The organism is Amycolatopsis sp. cmx-4-54, from assembly GCF_046548895.1.
In the GTDB taxonomy this organism is placed as follows: Bacteria; Actinomycetota; Actinomycetes; order Mycobacteriales; family Pseudonocardiaceae; genus Amycolatopsis.
This window is the reverse complement of record NZ_JAEBEJ010000009.1, coordinates 181,820-197,257: the sequence shown is the minus strand read 5'-3', so window position 1 is coordinate 197,257 and position 15,438 is coordinate 181,820. Positions and strand designations below refer to the sequence as shown.

The window sequence follows — 15,438 nt, the reverse complement described above, 5'->3', positions numbered from 1 at the left end:
TTCCACGACAGGAGTCGGTGACACCGCGCGACGTGGGTGACCGGGCTCGCCTGGAGGGCACACCGTTGCGGGACAGCGCCGGACTCTCACCGGACTTCCCCCACGACCGCGCTGAATCGGACGAACCGAAGGGTCTCATCCCGGTCAAGCGCCGGGGTACCGCCGGGCGCGAGGCGGCGATGTGATCCTCGCAACCGACCTGGTCAGCGGTGCCTGCCCGAGGTGATCGAGTGTTAACCTCGCCTCGCTCGACAACTGAACACCGCCGCCCGTGACGGGGAAGCCGGTCGAAATCCGGCGCTGTCGCGCAACCGTGGGCCCTTCACCAGGGGCGAGCCGGGATACCGAACGGGCGGATGAACGAACCACTGTCGCGATAAGCAGGGGTGACCGCGGCGTCCGCGCCTGTCCTCCGTCATGCCGCTAGGAGGAGTCATGCGCCGCCGGTCCCTCGCCGCACTGGCGTTCGCCGTCAGCGTCGGCGTGGTCGCCGCACTGCTCACCGGAACGGCCACCGCCGCGAACGATCCCGGGGCCGCGAAGGCGAATTCCCGCTGGCTCGCGACGAAGCTGAAGCCGGACGGCACGCTCGAGAACCCCTTCGGCGGCGAACTGCCCGACCACGGCCTGATGCTCGACGTGCTTTTCGCGCTGTACGCGTCGGGCGACGGCGCCAAGGCCGAGCCGATCATGAAGTTCCTCGACGACGAAGGCCACGCGAGCGACTACTTCACCTGGGAAAAGCTCATTCCCGCGCCCGGATACGACAAGATCGTCGTCGGCGGCTCGCTGGCGAAGACGCTGGTCGCCGCCCAGGTTTCCGGCCGGGACCCGCGCGATGTCGACGGATACGACCTGGTCGCCGAAACCCACGCCGCGATCATGCGCAAGGGCCCCGACAAGGGCCGGATCAGCGACTACTCCAAAAATCCGGATCTCGCCGGCTCGGTGAGCAACGACGCGAACACGTTCGGCCAGGCGCTCGGCGTCATCGGGCTCGCCGCGGCGGGCGAGAACGACCGGATCGCCATCGACAGGTTGCTGGCCCAGCAGTGTTCCGAGGGCTACTTCCGCCTCTTGTTCAAAGACATCCCGACAAAGGAGACCGGCGACCACGTCACGCCGGACGGCCGCAAGATTTCGACCTGCGACGAGGGGAAGCCGCTCGACCTTTCCCCCACCGACGGTGACGCCACCGGTCTCGCGCTCTCGGCCCTGCTGGCCGCACGGAAGGCGGGCGCGACCGGCCTCGACGCCCCGATCGCCAAGACCGTCTCCTGGCTCAAGGCGAACCAGACCCCCGGTGGTGGCTGGGGCGGCGGCGTCGGCACCGAGGCACCGAACACCAACAGCACCGGCATGGTCGTCCAGGCGCTCGCCGACGCGGGCGGTGCGGACGCGGCGGTGGACAAGGGCGTGCGGTTCCTCAAATCCGCGCAGGCGAACGCCGCCGCCGACGCAGGCACCAAGCTCGCGGGCGATCTCGGTGCGATCGCCTACAACCCGGCTGCCTACGAGGACGCGCGCGCGTCCGGCATCAGCGGGCTCGACACCTGGATCCGTGCGGGTGCCCAGGCTTCGCTCGGGTTGGCGCAGGTCGGCTTCTACTCGCTCGCGAAGGGCGACACTCAGCCGCCGACCGGCGGCAACCCGGCTCCCACCACGACGACCACCGTCACGAAGTCGGTGACGCCACCGCCCAAGCCCAAAAAGGCAGGCACGTCCACCGGCGTCCGGGTGCGGACATCGACGGCGATCGCCACCCCGGACGCGGCGACACCGGCCGCCCGCCTCGGCGCCTACCTGGCGAACCGGCTCATCGACGGTGACCACGTCGAGGTGACCGAGGACGGCAAGACCTACGTCGACCACGACGCCACCGCCGACGTGGTGCTGGCCCTGCGAGCGTTGGACCAGCAACCGGACTCGGTCGCCCGCGCGTCACAGTTCCTGCTGAAGCCGGAAGCCGTACAGGCCTACGCCCACGGCGCGCCGTACGAGCAGGGCGAGGCGTCGTATGCCGAACCGCTCGCGAAACTCGTGCTCGTCGCCGAATTCGCCAAGGCGGATATCGCCGGGCAGGTGCGCGCCGATCTGGTGAAACTGCGCGGCGCCGACGGCGAGTTCACCGACACGGGATCGTTCGCCGACGCCGACGAGACCGTGGAGCGGCACGCTTGGGCGGTACTCGCCACCGCGGCCGATCCCGGTCCCGCGGTCGAACTGCTCCTTTCGCGCCAGTGCGCCGACGGAACCTTTCCGAAGCACCTCGACACCGTGGAATGCGGCTCCGGCGACCTCGCCGCGACCGCCGCCGCGGTCACCGCGCTGTCCGCCCGCCCGCACACCGACGACGCGCCCCCGTCCAGGCGTCCGGACGGCTGGAGTGAGCGGCGCGTGTCTGCGTTCGTCTCCGCGGTGGGCGCGCTCGGCGTCCGGCCGACCGGCGAGGGCATGGTCACCGGAGAGGGCGGGGAGCCGGACGTCGCGCTCAGCGCCGCCGTCGCCGCCGCGCGGCAGACCGCCGGCCTCGACGCGAGCGGAACCGCGCGGTCACTGGGCAAGCTGATCAAGCCCGACGGCGGTATGGCCAAGGGATCCGCCGGGGAGACTGATTTCCCCACCAGTGTGGCCGCCGCGCAAGGGGTCGCTGGCCGACCGTGGCTCACCGCGGCGGATTCGCCGCTCTCGCCCGCGGTCCGGCTGCCGCTGACCGAGGCGAATCCGTCCACGCCGGTACTGGCCGCGGAGCAGTCCGGCTCCCCGCCGTCATGGCTGCTCTGGGGGCTCGCCGGGCTGGCCGTCCTGCTGCTGCTCACCGTGATCGCACTGGTTTTCGTCCTTCGTCGTTTCACCAAGAAAAAGGGGGCAACACCGTGAAGAGAATGCTGGCCGTGACGTCCGTCCTCATCGGACTGATCGGGCTTTCCGCCGCGCCCGCGAACGCGGTCGACACCACCAAGGGCTACGCCGGGATCTGCACCGGCGCCGACGCGCTCACCGGGGTCACCGTCGTCGTCGACTTCCAGGAACTGGACGGCAACGGCGGGACCGCCGCGCCGACGATCACCCGCTGCTCGCCCAACGCCGCGCCGGGCACCGCCCGCACGGGTATCAAGGCCTTGCAGGACGCCGGGATCGCGGTCACCGGCACCGCACGCTGGGGCCTCGCTTTCGTCTGCCGCGTGGAAGGCCGCCCGTCCGCGACGGAGACCCTTCCGCTGTCGGCCAACCCGAACTACAAGGAGGCGTGCGTCACCACCCCGCCCGCCGGCGCGTACTGGGGTTACTGGCACGCGAACGGTTCCGGCTCGACCTGGACCTACAGCACCTCCGGCGCCGTCAACCGGAACGTGACCTCCGGCGGATTCGAGGGCTGGTCGTTCTCCCTGAACAAGTCGGCGACGACCAACCCGCCGCCCGGTGTCACGCCGAGGAACCCGGCCATCCCGTGAGGAGGGTTCTTCCCGCGGTGGCGGCGGTCGTCCTGATCGCCGCCACGGCACCGTCCGCGCACGCCGTCGACCAGAGCAAGGGATATCCCGGGTTCTGCAAGGACGCCACCGGGGTCACCGTGGTGGTGGACTTCCGGCAACTCGGCGGCACGGCCATCGTCCGCTGCAATCCCCAGACCACGCGCGGCACCGGGCTGGACGCGCTCAAGGGCGCCGGTTTCCAGCTCGCCGGGGTGCAGCGCTGGGGCGAGTCGTTCGTGTGCCGGATCGAGAATCGTCCTTCCGCGGCCGAGGACATCCCGGTCAGCGGCCGCGAGAAGTACCGCGAGCAGTGTGTCGACACGCCTCCCTCGCAGGCCTACTGGTCCTACTGGCACGCCTCGAACAACTGCGCGTGGGACTACAGCCAGTGGGGGCTCAAGAACCGGGACTTCACCCCTGGCGGATTCGAGGGCTGGTCGTTCTCCTTGAACGCCACCGCTCAGAGCAACCCGGCCCCGCGGGTTTCCGCCGTGCGGCCGGGTACCGAGGGCCAGCCGTGCGTGTCGCGCGAAGAGGCCAAGCCTGCCACCGGCGATCCCGGCGAGCAACAGCGGCCGCAGCCGGGGAGCGGTCAGGCCGGCGGTCCGCGGCCGACGGCCGGTGCGGAACCGGGCGCGGGCGAAGCCCCTGCCGCGGGTCCGGGTTCCGGTGCGCTACCGCCGCCCAAACGGCGTCCGAGTGCCTCGGCACGGCCGAAGGCGCAGGACCCGTCGTCGAACATCGCGTTCACCGGCGGCGAGAACGCCGAAGACGTCAACGCGGTGATCGAACGCGAATCCGGAGCCGTCGGCTGGGCGCCCTGGGCGGCGGGCGCCGCGATACTGGCGCTGTGCGTGGCAGGATTCCTGGCGGCACACAGACGCAAACGCGCGCAAGGAGTCTGATGACGTCCTACTTCCTGCCGCGCGACCTGCATCCGGCCGCGTGGTGGGTGTGGGCGCTGGGCCTCGCCGTCGCGGCGACCCGCACGACGAACCCGTGGCTGCTGCTGACCATCGTGGCGGTCGCGGGGTACGTCGTCGTGGCCCGGCGCGGTGAGGCGCCGTGGGCGCTGGCGTTCCGGCTCTACCTGTACCTCGGTGCGTTCATCGTCGCGATCCGCGTGTTCTTCCGCGTCGTGTTCGGCGGCGCCGAGGGATCCACGATCATCCTGCGGCTGCCCGAGATCCCGCTGCCGGAATGGGCGGCGGGCATCCGCCTCTTCGGTGACGTGTCCGCGGAATCGTTGCTGGGCGGGCTCTACGACGGGATGCGGCTGGCGGCGATGGTGATCTGCCTCGGCGCGGCCAACGCGCTCGCGAACCCGAAACGGCTGCTCAAGGCGATGCCGCCGGCGTTGTACGAAGTGGGCACAGCGGTGATCGTCGCGCTTTCGGTGTTCCCGCAGCTGGCCGAAAGCGTGCTGCGGGTCCGGCGGGCCCGCAAACTGCGCGGCGGTTCGGGCAAGAAGAAGATGAAGGCCCTGCACACCATCCTCATCCCTGTGCTGGAGGACGCGCTTTCGCGCTCACTGCAGCTGGCCGCGTCGATGGACTCGCGCGGTTACGGCCGCGCGGGGCTGGTCGAGGCGCGGACCAGGCTGATCACGGGAACGCTGATGATCGTCGGCCTGCTCGGTGTCTGCGTCGGCGTTTACGCCACTTTGGACGGTTCCACGCCCCGCTACCTCGCCGCGCCGGTGCTTTCCGTGGGCGTCGTGATCGGGCTGATCGGCTTCTGGTCGGCGGGCAAACGGGTCCGGCGCACGCGGTACCGGCCCGATCGCTGGCACCCGCCGGAAATCGTCGTCGCCGTCAGCGGGATCGGGGTCGCGGCGACGTTGTTCGTGACCTCCAGCGTGAACCCGATGAACATGAACCCGTCCCTGATCGGCCTGTCCTGGCCGGCGCTGTCCTGGGGGCCGTTGCTCGGCGTGCTGCTCGGCGTGGTGCCCGCGTTCCTGACCCCGGCCCCCGAACCGCCTTTCGCCGCACTAGAAGAAGAAGCCCGCTCATGATCGAACTCGACCACGTTTCCTTCACCTATCACGGCCGCGCCGAACCGGTGCTGTCCGACGTGACGCTGTCCATCGGTGAAGGCGAACTCGTGCTGTTCGCGGGCCGGACGGGGGCGGGCAAGTCGACGCTGCTCGGCACGATCAACGGTCTCGTCCCGCATTTCACCGGCGGCCATCTCGAGGGCACGGTGTCCGTCGACGGCGTGACGACGCGGTCCCGGCCGCCGCGCGAGTTCGCGCATCTGGTCGGCGTCGTCGGGCAGGACCCGCTCGCGGGCTTCGTCACCGACACGGTCGAGGACGAGCTCGCGTACGGCATGGAACAGCTGGGCCTGACCCCGCAGGTGATGCGACGCCGGGTGGAGGAGACGCTCGACCTCCTCGGCATCGCGGAACTGCGCAGGCGCGCGCTGCGGACGCTGTCCGGCGGGCAGCAGCAGCGGGTGGCCATCGGCTCGGTGCTGACCACGCACCCCAAGGTGCTGGTGCTGGACGAACCGACGTCGGCGCTGGACCCGACCGCGGCCGAGGAGGTGCTCGCGACGCTGGCCAGGCTGGTGGAGGACCTCGGTACGACGGTGCTGATGGCCGAGCACCGGATGGAACGCGTGATCCCGTTCGCGGACCGGATGATCCATGTCCCCGGCAGCGGGGGAGTGGTCGACGGGACACCGCCGGAAGTGCTGAAGGACATGCCGATCGCGCCGCCGATCGTCCACTTGGGACGGTTGGCGGGCTGGGACCCGCTGCCGATGTCGGTACGTGACGCCCGGCGGCGCGCTTCGTCGCTGACGCTCGGTGCTCCCTCCGCGCGAAGCACCACCGTCGGCGAGGAGCTGCTGACCGCGTCCGGCGTGGTCGTGCGGTACGGGCCAAAGGTCGCGGTGCGGGAGGTCGATCTGTCCCTGCGTGCCGGCGAGGTGCTGGCGATGATGGGGCGCAACGGCTCCGGCAAGTCGTCGCTGCTGTGGGCGGTGCAGGGCTCCGGGCCCCGGCAGGGCGGCAAGGTCACCGTCGAAGGCAAGGACCCGAAGACGCTCAGCAGTGCCGCGGCCAGGGAGCTCGTCGGCATGGTGCCGCAGACCGCGAGCGACCTGCTGTACCTCCAGACGGTCGCCGCCGAATGCGAAGCCGCCGACGCGGAATCCGGTGCGGAGCCGGGGCATTGCCGGGGCCTGCTCGACAGGCTCGCTCCGGGCATCGATCCCGCGTCGCATCCGCGTGACCTCTCGGAGGGCCAGCGTCTCGCGCTCGTGCTCGCCGTGCAGCTTTCGGCCGCCCCGCGGATCATGCTGCTGGACGAACCGACCCGCGGCCTCGACTACACCGCGAAGGCGGCGCTGGCGCAGATGATCGCTTCGCTGACGGCCGAGGGCAAGGCGATCGTCGTGGCCACCCACGACGTCGAGTTCGTCGCGACGATCGCGCACCGGGTGATCGTGATGGCGGAGGGAGAGGTCGTCTCCGACGGTCCGACCGGTGAGGTGCTCGGCGGTTCCCCGGCGTTCGCCACGCAGATCGCGAAGATCCTCGGCGAGCCTTGGCTCACCGTGGACCAGGTCCGGTCGGCGCTTCCGCAGGAGGTCCCGTGACCACGACGGCACCGGCGGTCCGGCTCGGCCCGCGCTCGGCGACGGTGCTCGGCCTCGCGTCGCTCGCGGGGCTGATGATGTTCGTCTGGCCGCTGCTGGTCCGCGTCGAGCCGCAGTCGATGCAGCACGGCCAGGACGCGCCGTTCGTGTTCATCGGGATCCTGCCGATCCTGATCGTCATCGTGCTGGCCGAAATGTCCGAAGGGGGCATGGACTCCAAGGCCCTCGCGATGCTCGGCGTGCTTTCCGCGGTGAACGCCGCCCTGCGGCCACTCGGCGCGGGGACCGCGGGGATCGAGACCGTGTTCTTCCTGCTGGTGCTGGCCGGGCGGGTGTTCGGCCCGGGCTTCGGTTTCGTGCTGGGCTGCACGTCGATGTTCGCCTCGGCGCTGCTGACCGCCGGGGTGGGACCGTGGCTGCCGTTCCAGATGATGTGCTCGGCGTGGATCGGGATGGCCGCGGGACTCCTGCCGCGCCGCGTCACCGGCAAGGCCGAGATCGCGATGCTGGTGGGGTACGGGATCCTCGTCGCGTACGTCTTCGGGCTCCTGATGAACCTGTGGTTCTGGCCGTTCATCACCGACGCCGAAGTGCCGTACCACGCCGGGCACATCTCCTACGTGCCCGGCGCCCCGCTGCTGGAGAACCTGCACCGGTTCACCGTGTTCACCCTGCTGACCTCGACGGCGGGCTGGGACACGGGCCGCGCGATCACGAACGCGGCGGCGATCCTGGTGCTGGGCCCCGCCGTGCTCGCGACGTTGCGCCGGGCTTCGCGGAAGGCTTCCTTCGGGGTGCTTCCTTCGTTCACCCCACCCCGCGATTAGTCGGCTACTTGCGGGATTTCCGGGGCAGGACGTGGCAGGCCACGGCGAACGCCACCCCTACGGCCACGATGATCGCGGCGAAGACGGGATGCATGTCCTTGGACAGGCTCTGTGCGCGTTCGGGGCCGATGGCCCAGAGTGCCAGGGGCGTGGCGTAGGCCGCCGTGAGCGCGATCGCGCCCCAGCGGAGCGCCTTGAATCGGGCGTCGCGCAGGGTGCCGATCAGGACGAGGGCGACCGGGACGACGGCGAGCATCGCGAACTGGCCGATGATCATGACCGGCACGGCCCAGGCCGAGACGAGGACGGAACGCGGGAAGCGGCGGACGGTGGTTTCGCGGTCGAGCGTCTGGGTGGACATCGGTTCCTCCGGGGTTCGGAATACGGTCAGCAGTGGGATTCGGCGGTGGTCTTGAGGTCCTTCAGCCAGGCTTCGAGACCCCAGCCGAGGAATTTGGTCGCGGTGGGCACGTCGGCCTCCACCTGAGCGCCCGCCCAGTTCTCCTCGGTACGGACGAGCACGCCGCCCTTGACCTCGGTGAAGGTCCAGACGTGGATCCCGTTGTCGATGCCGAGGCCCTCGCCGACCGCGGGCCCGCTCCAGCGGAGGCATTTTCCGCGCTGGATCTGGTGGACGGTCGAGGTGATCGACAGTGTGGTGGCGGGAGTCGTGGCCGTCGGCGGCGCCGGCGTGGTCCAGCGGAACCGGGAGTTCTTGCGGAGCGGGCCCCAGTCGAGGCGTTCGTTGCTCAGCACCGGCTCCTGCCAGGACGGCCAGCGTTCGACGTCGGTCTGAAGCCGCCAGATCTTGCTCAGCGGCGCCTTGATCAGGGCCTCGGTCCGGTAGTGGATCGGCGCCTTCGTGTCGATGGTCTTGCCCTGACACGAAAGCGGGGCGGGGGAGGTGGTGGCGGCCTGTGCGGGCGTCACGGCGCCACCCAGCAGGCCGAGGGCCAGGGGAAGCGCGAGGGCGGCGGTGCGGCGGAGGGTCATGCGAACTCCTTGTTAGCGGCGATTGCGATAGTTAGAAGCTATAACCACAGCGATGTGAGTGTCAATAGGGAAAGTGATAGCCTCTAACTGAACGAGCCCGGAAGGAGCGGTCGATGGACGTCAAGACCTCGCGTGAGCGTTACCGGGCCCAGGTGCGCGCCGAGATCAAGCGGTACGCGTGGGAGCAACTGGGCACGACGGGTGTCTCCGCGCTGTCCCTCAACGCGATCGCCAAACACGTGGGCATGAGCGGGCCCGCGCTGTACCGGTACTTCCCCAGCCGCGACGACCTGATCACGGACCTCGTCCGCGACGCCTACCGAAGCCTCGCCGACGTCGTCCGGGCGGCGGCCGGGTCCGGCGGCGTGGCCGAAGTCGCCTACGCGATCAGGGAATGGGCGCTGGCGGATCCGCAGCGATATCTGTTCGTCTACGGAACGCCGATCCCCGGCTATCGCGCGCCCGGCGACACCACGGAGATCTCGAACGAGTTCATGGCCGTACTGCTCAGGGTGCACGCGGACGCTCCGGACGACGGGCGGGTGACGGCGTTCGACAGCCATGTCGAGGAGCATCGTGAATGGGCGGGCGGACTGCCGGTGTCCTCCGCGGTCCTCCGTCGTGCCGTGACGTTCTGGACCCGGATCCACGGCGTCCTGTCCCTGGAGCTGGCCGGGCATTTCGCCGGCATGGGGTTCGATCCCGGTGTGTTGTTCGCCGCCGAACTCGCGGGTCTGTCCATAGAGGACGGTCCCCGCTGAGCGGGGCACCGGCGCCCGTTGTGCTAACTTCCGGGGATGCGTAAAGGATCCAGGGTTCCTTTCGGTCGTACGCTCGCGGTGATCGCGTCGATGTTCCTGGCCTCGCTGATCGGCCCCGGTGCCGTCGCGAACGCGTCCGGCGGGCACGGCTGTGAATGCGCGACCCCGTCGATCGACCGGTTGCAGCAATGGCTCGCCTCCGGTGAGGGCACCACGGTGCCGCCGACCGGCAGCCTGCTCGTCCGCGAACGCGGCGGCTACGCGGCCAAGGTGGCGTTTCTCAACGCCGAATGGCATGTGGTCGTCGTCTGGCTGGGGAATCGGTTCGAAGCGCAGGCCGATCTCTCGAAATCCGCCGGTTTTTGGATGACCTACAGCGCGACCGACGATCTCTACGTCCAGCTGCGTCCCGCCTCGAAGTGGAGCGGTGGCGACAAGTGGCTCACGAAGGTTCCGTCGACCGGCGGAAAGACCGTCAAGAAGTTCTTCAGTTTCAAGCCCGAAGCCTGGACGACGCTCCCCGAACTGGGAACGCCCGGTTACTCCTTCGCCTCGGCGCTGACCGAGGCGCGAGGACTGGTCTTCGTCGGCAAAACCCCGAACGAGCTCGCTTTCCGCGGCCTCTCGATCGATCGCTACCGGCCGCCCTGTCTCTGAACACTTTCTCGGTTTTCACCTGTCCGGAGCGGCGCTTGTCGCGCACCGTGCCCGTTTTGTCCTGTACGGTGAACCTTCAGCCGCCTGCGCACGACCGATCCGAGGAGTACCCCAGATGAGCCTGTTCGACTCGCTGAAGGAAAAGGCCGCCGAGCTGCTGGGTGGCGCGGGCGACAAGGTCAGCGAACTGACCGGCGTCGACCTTTCCGGCGCCGCCGACCAGGCCACCCAGTCCGCCGGCGGACTGGCCGAGACCGGCCAGGGTCTCGCCGAGAACGCCACCGCCGCGGGCCAGGACGCCGTCGACTCGGCCACCGCGGCCGGTCAGGGCGTCGTCGACTCCACCGGTGCCCTCGGTGACACCGCCACCGGGCTGGCAGGCGGCGTGATCGACCCGAACGCCCGGGGCTGAACCGCCCCCGGCCTCCCCGGTATCCGCGGATACCGGGGAGGCCGTCATGCCCGCGTGCTGTGATCGGACGCGAGCGACGTCGGAGCAGGCCGGGCCGTAGCCCGGTGGGGCGACGACCGGTCTTCGACATGACGATCTTTGTTTTTCTTTAGTCGGCGAAGAGGGAAACGGTTGTGGTAACCGTCCGCGGGCGGGAATCTCCGTCCGTGATCGTCAACCGACTGAAGCCCGTCGGCCTGCGCGCCGGGCTCACCCTGCCCGCGCTCGTCCTGCGGTTCTCCGCGCCGAACCAGGTGCGGTGGCCGGGTTGCTGGTGTTCGGCCTGGCCGTCGTAACGGCTTCGTTCCTTCTCGCCTGGGCCGCGGAAGCCGCGCAGGTGGACATCTCCGGCGGGCTCGCCATCGCGGTACTCCCCGAGTACGCGGTGGACCTGTACTTCGCCTACGCCGCAGGCTCGAATCCCGAGTACGTCGCCTACGCAGCGGCCAATATGACCGGTTCCAACCGGTAGCTGGTCGGCCTTCGTGCTGATCGGGCTCGCCGTCGCCGTCATGTCCCGCCGACCTCGCCGCACCGTTCCGGCGATCGGCTGCCGGTAAAAATGAGACCCGCCCGAGCGTCGTCCGGCGGTAGTCTTGGCGAAACTGACTGATCTGCGGGGGAGCGGACATGGTCGGAATCTGGATAACCCTCGGAATACTGCTGCTGGTGGTCGGCATCGCCGTCGTCGCCGACCTGCGCGATCGAGGGCGGGGCGGGACACGCAAGATCATGTTGCCGGGCTGGGCCTCGCGGCGGGCCGACTACACGGAGAACGACCTCGTCCACGGGCGCTGGACGGAAAAGCCGCCGCGCGAGCAGGATGACGAGCACCAGCGCGAATACCGGGCCGGCGACGAATAGGGGAGTTACGCGGCAGGCCTGGTCCAGCGCCAGGCATCGCGCAGGGCGGTGATCAACGCCTCGTCGTCGGCGAAGGTGGGTTCTTCCCCGACCGGTATCCAAGCGCGGTCGACGATTTCGCCGTGGTCGCTCCGGACGACGGAGATTCCGGGGTAGGACAACGCCGCGCCCCCGTCGCCGGCCACGTGGCGGGACTCCCAGCGCAGCTGGACAACGCGATCAGCGCTCATCGACCACAACTTTCCGTACTTGCGTACCGGGTAAGTCGTCTCTCGGCGGCCGCGCGTTTCACGCCCGCCTTGTGATGTGCGCCCTTCGTACCGCGGATTTCCGTGCTGGATACGATTCTTTGGGTGAATTCCGCGGAAGACATGGTGTCACACCAAAGGCGGTGACCCCGATCACAGAACCCTCTTCCACCGTGGGAACATGGGAGCCAAGGTCGCCGGCTCCCGGAGGGTGAATGCTGCGCAAAATGCGTCGCTGGCTCGAATTGCTCAGTCTCGGCGGGTTGGCGGTGGTCGGCTTCGCGGTCGGGATCACGGAACAGCTCGGCCTGCTGGACAATGTGGCGCCGAAAGGCGTCTCCACGCTGACGCTGATCATGGTCAGCGGCGTGGTCGTGGTGCTGCTCATCGAGCTGACCCCGTTGCGCGCGCTGGAAGACATCCGCGATCGCCTCGCCGGCCTCGACATCGACACCATCGCCGCGAGCCGGCGCCGGTCGCACTACGGCGGCGTGGTCGAAGTGCACAAACGCTTTCCGGACGACGAGTTCGCGGCGCAGATCGCGAAGGCCAAGCAGGTGACGATCCTGAACACCTGGATCCCCAACCTGCAACGCCTGGAAAAGGAACTGGAAGCCGCGATCGTCGACCGGCGCGCCCAGGTGCGCATCATGCTGCTGCACCCGAACTCGATGCTCGTGGGGCTGCGCGAAGCGGCACTGGACCGGAGCGACGGCGCGGGCAAGACCTTCGTGAGCACGGGGATCGTGGAGTGCCTGGAGACCCTCGCCCGCCTGCACCGGCGGCTGGCGAAGCGTCAGGCCAACCTGAAGGTGCGAGTGTTCAACTCGCAGGCCTCGGTTTCGGTGTACCGGGCCGACGGGCGCTACCTGGTCAGCATGTTCCTGCACGGCCAGCTGGCGATCGATTCACCGCAGTTCGAGATCGAGGGCACGCACGACACCGTGCTCGGCGAACAGATCCAGCGCGAGCTCGACACGTTGTGGGACATCGGCCGCGACGTGGACCTCGGCGACTGGAACCGAAGCATCGACATGATCCGTTTCTGAGCAAGAGGGGTAGTGATGCGCGAACTCGACGAGTTCGAAGACGGTTTGATCGAGCGGTTCCGGAATCACCCGGCACTGCGTGGCGTCACCGAGCTCTCGCCGGAGGACCTGCGGGCCGTCCTGCTGCAGCGGCGTTTCCTGTCGCTGGCCTTCACCATGGCCTACGACCTGGCGATCGACCTGCTCACCGACGAGCAGTCCCAGCGGATCGCCCGCGTCATCATCCGTGAGGAGTACCCGGACAACGCTTCGCCCGGCAGCACGCCTTCACACCGCGAGGACCTGATGGCGGACATCCTCGCGCTGGGCGTCCCCCGGGAAGCGCTGGTGCGGTCGCGGAGGTCACTGGCCACGACGGCGTGCGTCGACACCACGATGGAGCTGATCGCCTCGGCGGGCGACTCGAAGCACGCCGACGTCGAACTGCTGACCATCCTGCGCTTCTGGGGCGAGGTGCTGGTCTCCGTCGAGTACGGCGAACTGTGGCGCCGGATCGGCCCGGTGCTCGGCGACAAGTCCGTCTTCTACTACCCGCACCACGTGCACGACGCGAAGTCCCGCCCGCTCGCCGCCGCGTCCCCGCTTTCGCTCACCCATTCCGATCAGCTCGGGCTGCGGCTCGTGCAGCTGATCGACTCGAGCGAGGCACGGGAGCGGTTCCGGGAGACGGAGGAGGCGGTCGTCGCGGTCAAGACGGCGTTCTACGACCAGTTCCTGCCCGCTTCTTGAGTGTTGTGGTCCCCTGGCCCGGTCCGTGAAGGCCTCCTTGAGGGACCCAGAGTCCCTCAAGGAGGCCTTCACGGACTTGATAACCCACGGAGCGACCCGCGGCCGATCTCACTCGGCGACGAGGCCGGAGAACCGGCCCAGCGTCTCCTCGCGCCCCAGCGCCTGGGTGATCGCGTGGAGATCGGGGCTCCGGGTCGAGCCCGTGATCGCGATCCGGATGATCTGCGAAGCCTCGCGAATGGAGCCCGGGAAGCCTTCGGGATTCTTCTTGAACTCCTTGGCGTTCTTCGCGAAGCCGTGCTTCGCCGCGACCTCGCGGATCTGCTGGAACCATTCCTGGCCGTCGTCGAGCTGCTGGTAGTTCTCGACGAAGTCCCGCGCCACGGCCCGGACGACCTCGGGGTCGACGCCGAGGGCGGCGATCCGCTCGTCGTCGGCGCTCGCGACGGCGGCGTGCAGCTGCGGGAAGAAGAAGCCGTAGACGGCGCGGAACTCGCTCCACTTCTTGAGGTCCTTGCGCGGGTTCTCGGCGCCGTCACGCTCGACGGCGAGCGCGCGGAGCGCGAGGTCCGGCTCGGCGTCGAGGACGGTCCGCAGCTCGGGGTCGAACCGCTCCGCCCAGCCGCGGACCTCTTCGAGGATCTCGGCGCCGGTCAGCGTGGCGATGTGGTCGGCCGAGATGTCGTCGAGTTTGACCAGGTCGACGAGCGGGCCGGCGACGCCGCATTCTTCGAGCTTGATCGGCTCGGCCAGCGCCTGGTCGAGCGGCATCTCGGCGAGACGGCCGTTGGCGAGGCCGCGCAGGTAGTAGAGGACCGCCTTGGTGGGATAGCCGGACTCGATGTAGAAGTCGACGCTCGCTTCCGGGTCCTTGCGCTTCGACAGCTTGCGCTTGCTGCCGCCCTCCTGCTTCATCAGCGGAGCGATGTGCGCGTACGTGAGCGGCTCGAAGCCGAGCGCGTCGAACAGCTGCTGGTGCACCGGCACCGACGAGATCCACTCGTCGCCGCGGATGACCAGGTTGACGCGCATGAGGTGGTCGTCGACGGCGTGCGCGAAGTGGTAGGTCGGCAGCCGGGGGCTCTGGTCGGAGCTCTTGAGGATGACGACGTCGTTGCGGTTGGCCTCGGCCTCCAGCGGGCCGCGGATGGCGTCGGTGAACCGGGCGCGGGCGCCGGTGTCGTCGGGCGCGCGGAAGCGCACGACGTACGGGTCTCCGGCGTCGAGTTTGGCCTGGACGTCGGCGGGGTCGGCGTCGCGCCAGATGGCCCACGAGCCGTAGTAACCGGTCGGCAGCTTCGTCGCCTGCTGCCGGGCGGTGATCGCCGCCAGCTCGTCCTTGGTGGCGAAGTCGAGGTACGCGCGGCCGGTGCGGAGCAGCTGACGGACGTAGGTCAGGTAGATCCGCTCGCGCTCGGACTGCTGGTACGGGCCGTAGTCGCCGCCGCGGTGGATGTCCTCGTCGGCGGCGAGATCGAAGTAGGCGAAGCCGCGCTCGAACTGGTCGATGGCGCCTTCGACCTCGCGGGAGCGGTCGGTGTCCTCGACCCGGACGAGGTAGCGGCCGCCGCTGCGGCGGGCGACGTCCTGGTCGATGGTGGCGACGTAGACACCGCCGATGTGGACGAAACCGGTCGGCGAGGGACCGAACCGGGTGACCAGGGCCCCCTCGGGGAGCTCGCGGGCGGGGTAACGCTGTTCCCAGTGCTCGGGCTCGGGCAGGTCGGCGGGGAAGAGGGCGTCGATGACTGCTCGGTCCAGCATGGCGGTTCAG

The 15,438-nt window shown here is 69.4% G+C and carries 18 protein-coding genes and 2 riboswitches; of the genes, 14 read left to right on the top strand and 4 right to left on the bottom strand.

The features are described 5' to 3' along the window. Nucleotides 1-13 precede the first annotated feature (13 nt). Nucleotides 14-141: riboswitch (cobalamin riboswitch) on the bottom strand. 136 nt (nt 142-277) lie between these two features. Next, nucleotides 278-346: riboswitch (cobalamin riboswitch) on the top strand. A gap of 89 nt (nt 347-435) precedes the next feature. From ACLJQ7_RS28100 to ACLJQ7_RS28075, 6 genes are read left to right on the top strand one after another with little or no spacing between them, the layout of a single operon-like run. After that, nucleotides 436-2,880, top strand: a complete 2,445-nt coding sequence (locus ACLJQ7_RS28100) for a hypothetical protein (RefSeq protein ID WP_410651156.1) — start codon at nt 436-438, stop codon at nt 2,878-2,880. 5 nt (nt 2,881-2,885) lie between these two features. Beyond that, a complete protein-coding gene (locus ACLJQ7_RS28095) occupies nt 2,886-3,455 on the top strand; it encodes a flagellar hook-length control protein FliK (protein ID WP_410651350.1) in 570 nt (189 codons plus the stop codon). Between the two features lie 17 nt (nt 3,456-3,472). Then, nucleotides 3,473-4,381 carry an ABC transporter substrate-binding protein gene (locus ACLJQ7_RS28090; protein ID WP_410651155.1) on the top strand — a complete coding sequence of 303 codons (909 nt, stop codon included), beginning with the start codon at nt 3,473-3,475 and terminating at the stop codon, nt 4,379-4,381. Then, complete coding sequence (locus ACLJQ7_RS28085; protein WP_410651154.1) at nt 4,381-5,493, top strand: energy-coupling factor transporter transmembrane component T; 1,113 nt, start codon at nt 4,381-4,383, stop codon at nt 5,491-5,493. The genes ACLJQ7_RS28090 and ACLJQ7_RS28085 overlap by 1 nt, the downstream gene beginning before the upstream one ends. Next, entirely contained in the window at nt 5,490-7,085 is a 1,596-nt protein-coding gene (locus tag ACLJQ7_RS28080) for an ABC transporter ATP-binding protein (RefSeq protein WP_410651153.1), read from the top strand. Before ACLJQ7_RS28085 ends, ACLJQ7_RS28080 begins: the two co-directional genes overlap by 4 nt. After that, a complete protein-coding gene (locus ACLJQ7_RS28075) occupies nt 7,082-7,912 on the top strand; it encodes an ECF transporter S component (RefSeq protein WP_410651152.1) in 831 nt (276 codons plus the stop codon). Before ACLJQ7_RS28080 ends, ACLJQ7_RS28075 begins: the two co-directional genes overlap by 4 nt. 4 nt (nt 7,913-7,916) lie before the next feature. Here the strand turns inward: ACLJQ7_RS28075 and ACLJQ7_RS28070 are convergent, their stop codons facing one another. Both ACLJQ7_RS28070 and ACLJQ7_RS28065 read right to left on the bottom strand, forming a co-directional pair. After that, nucleotides 7,917-8,273 carry a hypothetical protein gene (locus ACLJQ7_RS28070; protein WP_410651151.1) on the bottom strand — a complete coding sequence of 119 codons (357 nt, stop codon included), beginning with the start codon at nt 8,271-8,273 and terminating at the stop codon, nt 7,917-7,919. Nucleotides 8,274-8,299: 26 nt separating this feature from the next. Next, the gene (locus ACLJQ7_RS28065) at nt 8,300-8,905 is read right to left on the bottom strand and encodes an SRPBCC family protein (protein WP_410651150.1); all 606 of its coding nucleotides are present in this window, start codon (nt 8,903-8,905) and stop codon (nt 8,300-8,302) included. A 113-nt stretch (nt 8,906-9,018) separates the two neighbouring features. On the opposite strand from ACLJQ7_RS28065, the gene ACLJQ7_RS28060 reads away from it, so the two are divergent. The 6 genes from ACLJQ7_RS28060 (at nt 9,019) to ACLJQ7_RS28035 (ending at nt 11,638) form a co-directional block, all read left to right on the top strand. Beyond that, the gene (locus ACLJQ7_RS28060) at nt 9,019-9,666 is read left to right on the top strand and encodes a TetR/AcrR family transcriptional regulator (protein ID WP_410651149.1); all 648 of its coding nucleotides are present in this window, start codon (nt 9,019-9,021) and stop codon (nt 9,664-9,666) included. A 78-nt stretch (nt 9,667-9,744) separates the two neighbouring features. After that, nucleotides 9,745-10,323, top strand: a complete 579-nt coding sequence (locus ACLJQ7_RS28055; RefSeq protein WP_410651349.1) for a hypothetical protein — start codon at nt 9,745-9,747, stop codon at nt 10,321-10,323. Between the two features lie 115 nt (nt 10,324-10,438). After that, nucleotides 10,439-10,735, top strand: a complete 297-nt coding sequence (locus ACLJQ7_RS28050; RefSeq protein WP_410651148.1) for a hypothetical protein — start codon at nt 10,439-10,441, stop codon at nt 10,733-10,735. A 206-nt stretch (nt 10,736-10,941) separates the two neighbouring features. Continuing rightward, nucleotides 10,942-11,070, top strand: a complete 129-nt coding sequence (locus tag ACLJQ7_RS28045) for a hypothetical protein (RefSeq protein ID WP_410651147.1) — start codon at nt 10,942-10,944, stop codon at nt 11,068-11,070. Beyond that, nucleotides 11,034-11,246: a hypothetical protein gene (locus tag ACLJQ7_RS28040; protein ID WP_410651146.1), complete on the top strand. Its 213-nt coding sequence runs from the start codon at nt 11,034-11,036 to the stop codon at nt 11,244-11,246. Before ACLJQ7_RS28045 ends, ACLJQ7_RS28040 begins: the two co-directional genes overlap by 37 nt. A 158-nt stretch (nt 11,247-11,404) precedes the next feature. Then, entirely contained in the window at nt 11,405-11,638 is a 234-nt protein-coding gene (locus ACLJQ7_RS28035; protein ID WP_410651145.1) for a hypothetical protein, read from the top strand. Between the two features lie 5 nt (nt 11,639-11,643). Here ACLJQ7_RS28035 and ACLJQ7_RS28030 read toward each other — a convergent pair whose 3' ends face one another. Then, nucleotides 11,644-11,868: a hypothetical protein gene (locus tag ACLJQ7_RS28030; protein WP_410651144.1), complete on the bottom strand. Its 225-nt coding sequence runs from the start codon at nt 11,866-11,868 to the stop codon at nt 11,644-11,646. A 233-nt stretch (nt 11,869-12,101) separates the two neighbouring features. Between ACLJQ7_RS28030 and ACLJQ7_RS28025 the strand changes: the two genes are divergently transcribed. Both ACLJQ7_RS28025 and ACLJQ7_RS28020 read left to right on the top strand, forming a co-directional pair. Beyond that, nucleotides 12,102-12,935, top strand: a complete 834-nt coding sequence (locus ACLJQ7_RS28025; RefSeq protein WP_410651143.1) for a hypothetical protein — start codon at nt 12,102-12,104, stop codon at nt 12,933-12,935. A 15-nt stretch (nt 12,936-12,950) separates the two neighbouring features. Further along, the gene (locus ACLJQ7_RS28020; RefSeq protein ID WP_410651142.1) at nt 12,951-13,664 is read left to right on the top strand and encodes a hypothetical protein; all 714 of its coding nucleotides are present in this window, start codon (nt 12,951-12,953) and stop codon (nt 13,662-13,664) included. A 108-nt stretch (nt 13,665-13,772) separates the two neighbouring features. Here ACLJQ7_RS28020 and ACLJQ7_RS28015 read toward each other — a convergent pair whose 3' ends face one another. Beyond that, a complete protein-coding gene (locus tag ACLJQ7_RS28015; RefSeq protein WP_410651141.1) occupies nt 13,773-15,428 on the bottom strand; it encodes a glutamate--tRNA ligase in 1,656 nt (551 codons plus the stop codon). Nucleotides 15,429-15,438 lie beyond the last annotated feature (10 nt).

Excerpts from the sequence above, each read along its gene's own strand:
- ACLJQ7_RS28100 (WP_410651156.1), top strand. The coding sequence starts at position 436 with ATGCGCCGCCGGTCCCTCGCCGCACTGGCGTTCGCCGTCAGCGTCGGC.
- ACLJQ7_RS28095 (WP_410651350.1), top strand. The coding sequence starts at position 2,886 with ATGCTGGCCGTGACGTCCGTCCTCATCGGACTGATCGGGCTTTCCGCC.
- ACLJQ7_RS28085 (WP_410651154.1), top strand. The coding sequence starts at position 4,381 with ATGACGTCCTACTTCCTGCCGCGCGACCTGCATCCGGCCGCGTGGTGG.
- ACLJQ7_RS28080 (WP_410651153.1), top strand. The coding sequence starts at position 5,490 with ATGATCGAACTCGACCACGTTTCCTTCACCTATCACGGCCGCGCCGAA.
- ACLJQ7_RS28070 (WP_410651151.1), bottom strand. The coding sequence starts at position 8,273 with ATGTCCACCCAGACGCTCGACCGCGAAACCACCGTCCGCCGCTTCCCG.
- ACLJQ7_RS28065 (WP_410651150.1), bottom strand. The coding sequence starts at position 8,905 with ATGACCCTCCGCCGCACCGCCGCCCTCGCGCTTCCCCTGGCCCTCGGC.
- ACLJQ7_RS28060 (WP_410651149.1), top strand. The coding sequence starts at position 9,019 with ATGGACGTCAAGACCTCGCGTGAGCGTTACCGGGCCCAGGTGCGCGCC.
- ACLJQ7_RS28050 (WP_410651148.1), top strand. The coding sequence starts at position 10,439 with ATGAGCCTGTTCGACTCGCTGAAGGAAAAGGCCGCCGAGCTGCTGGGT.
- ACLJQ7_RS28035 (WP_410651145.1), top strand. The coding sequence starts at position 11,405 with ATGGTCGGAATCTGGATAACCCTCGGAATACTGCTGCTGGTGGTCGGC.
- ACLJQ7_RS28030 (WP_410651144.1), bottom strand. The coding sequence starts at position 11,868 with ATGAGCGCTGATCGCGTTGTCCAGCTGCGCTGGGAGTCCCGCCACGTG.
- ACLJQ7_RS28025 (WP_410651143.1), top strand. The coding sequence starts at position 12,102 with ATGCTGCGCAAAATGCGTCGCTGGCTCGAATTGCTCAGTCTCGGCGGG.
- ACLJQ7_RS28020 (WP_410651142.1), top strand. The coding sequence starts at position 12,951 with ATGCGCGAACTCGACGAGTTCGAAGACGGTTTGATCGAGCGGTTCCGG.
- ACLJQ7_RS28015 (WP_410651141.1), bottom strand. The coding sequence starts at position 15,428 with ATGCTGGACCGAGCAGTCATCGACGCCCTCTTCCCCGCCGACCTGCCC.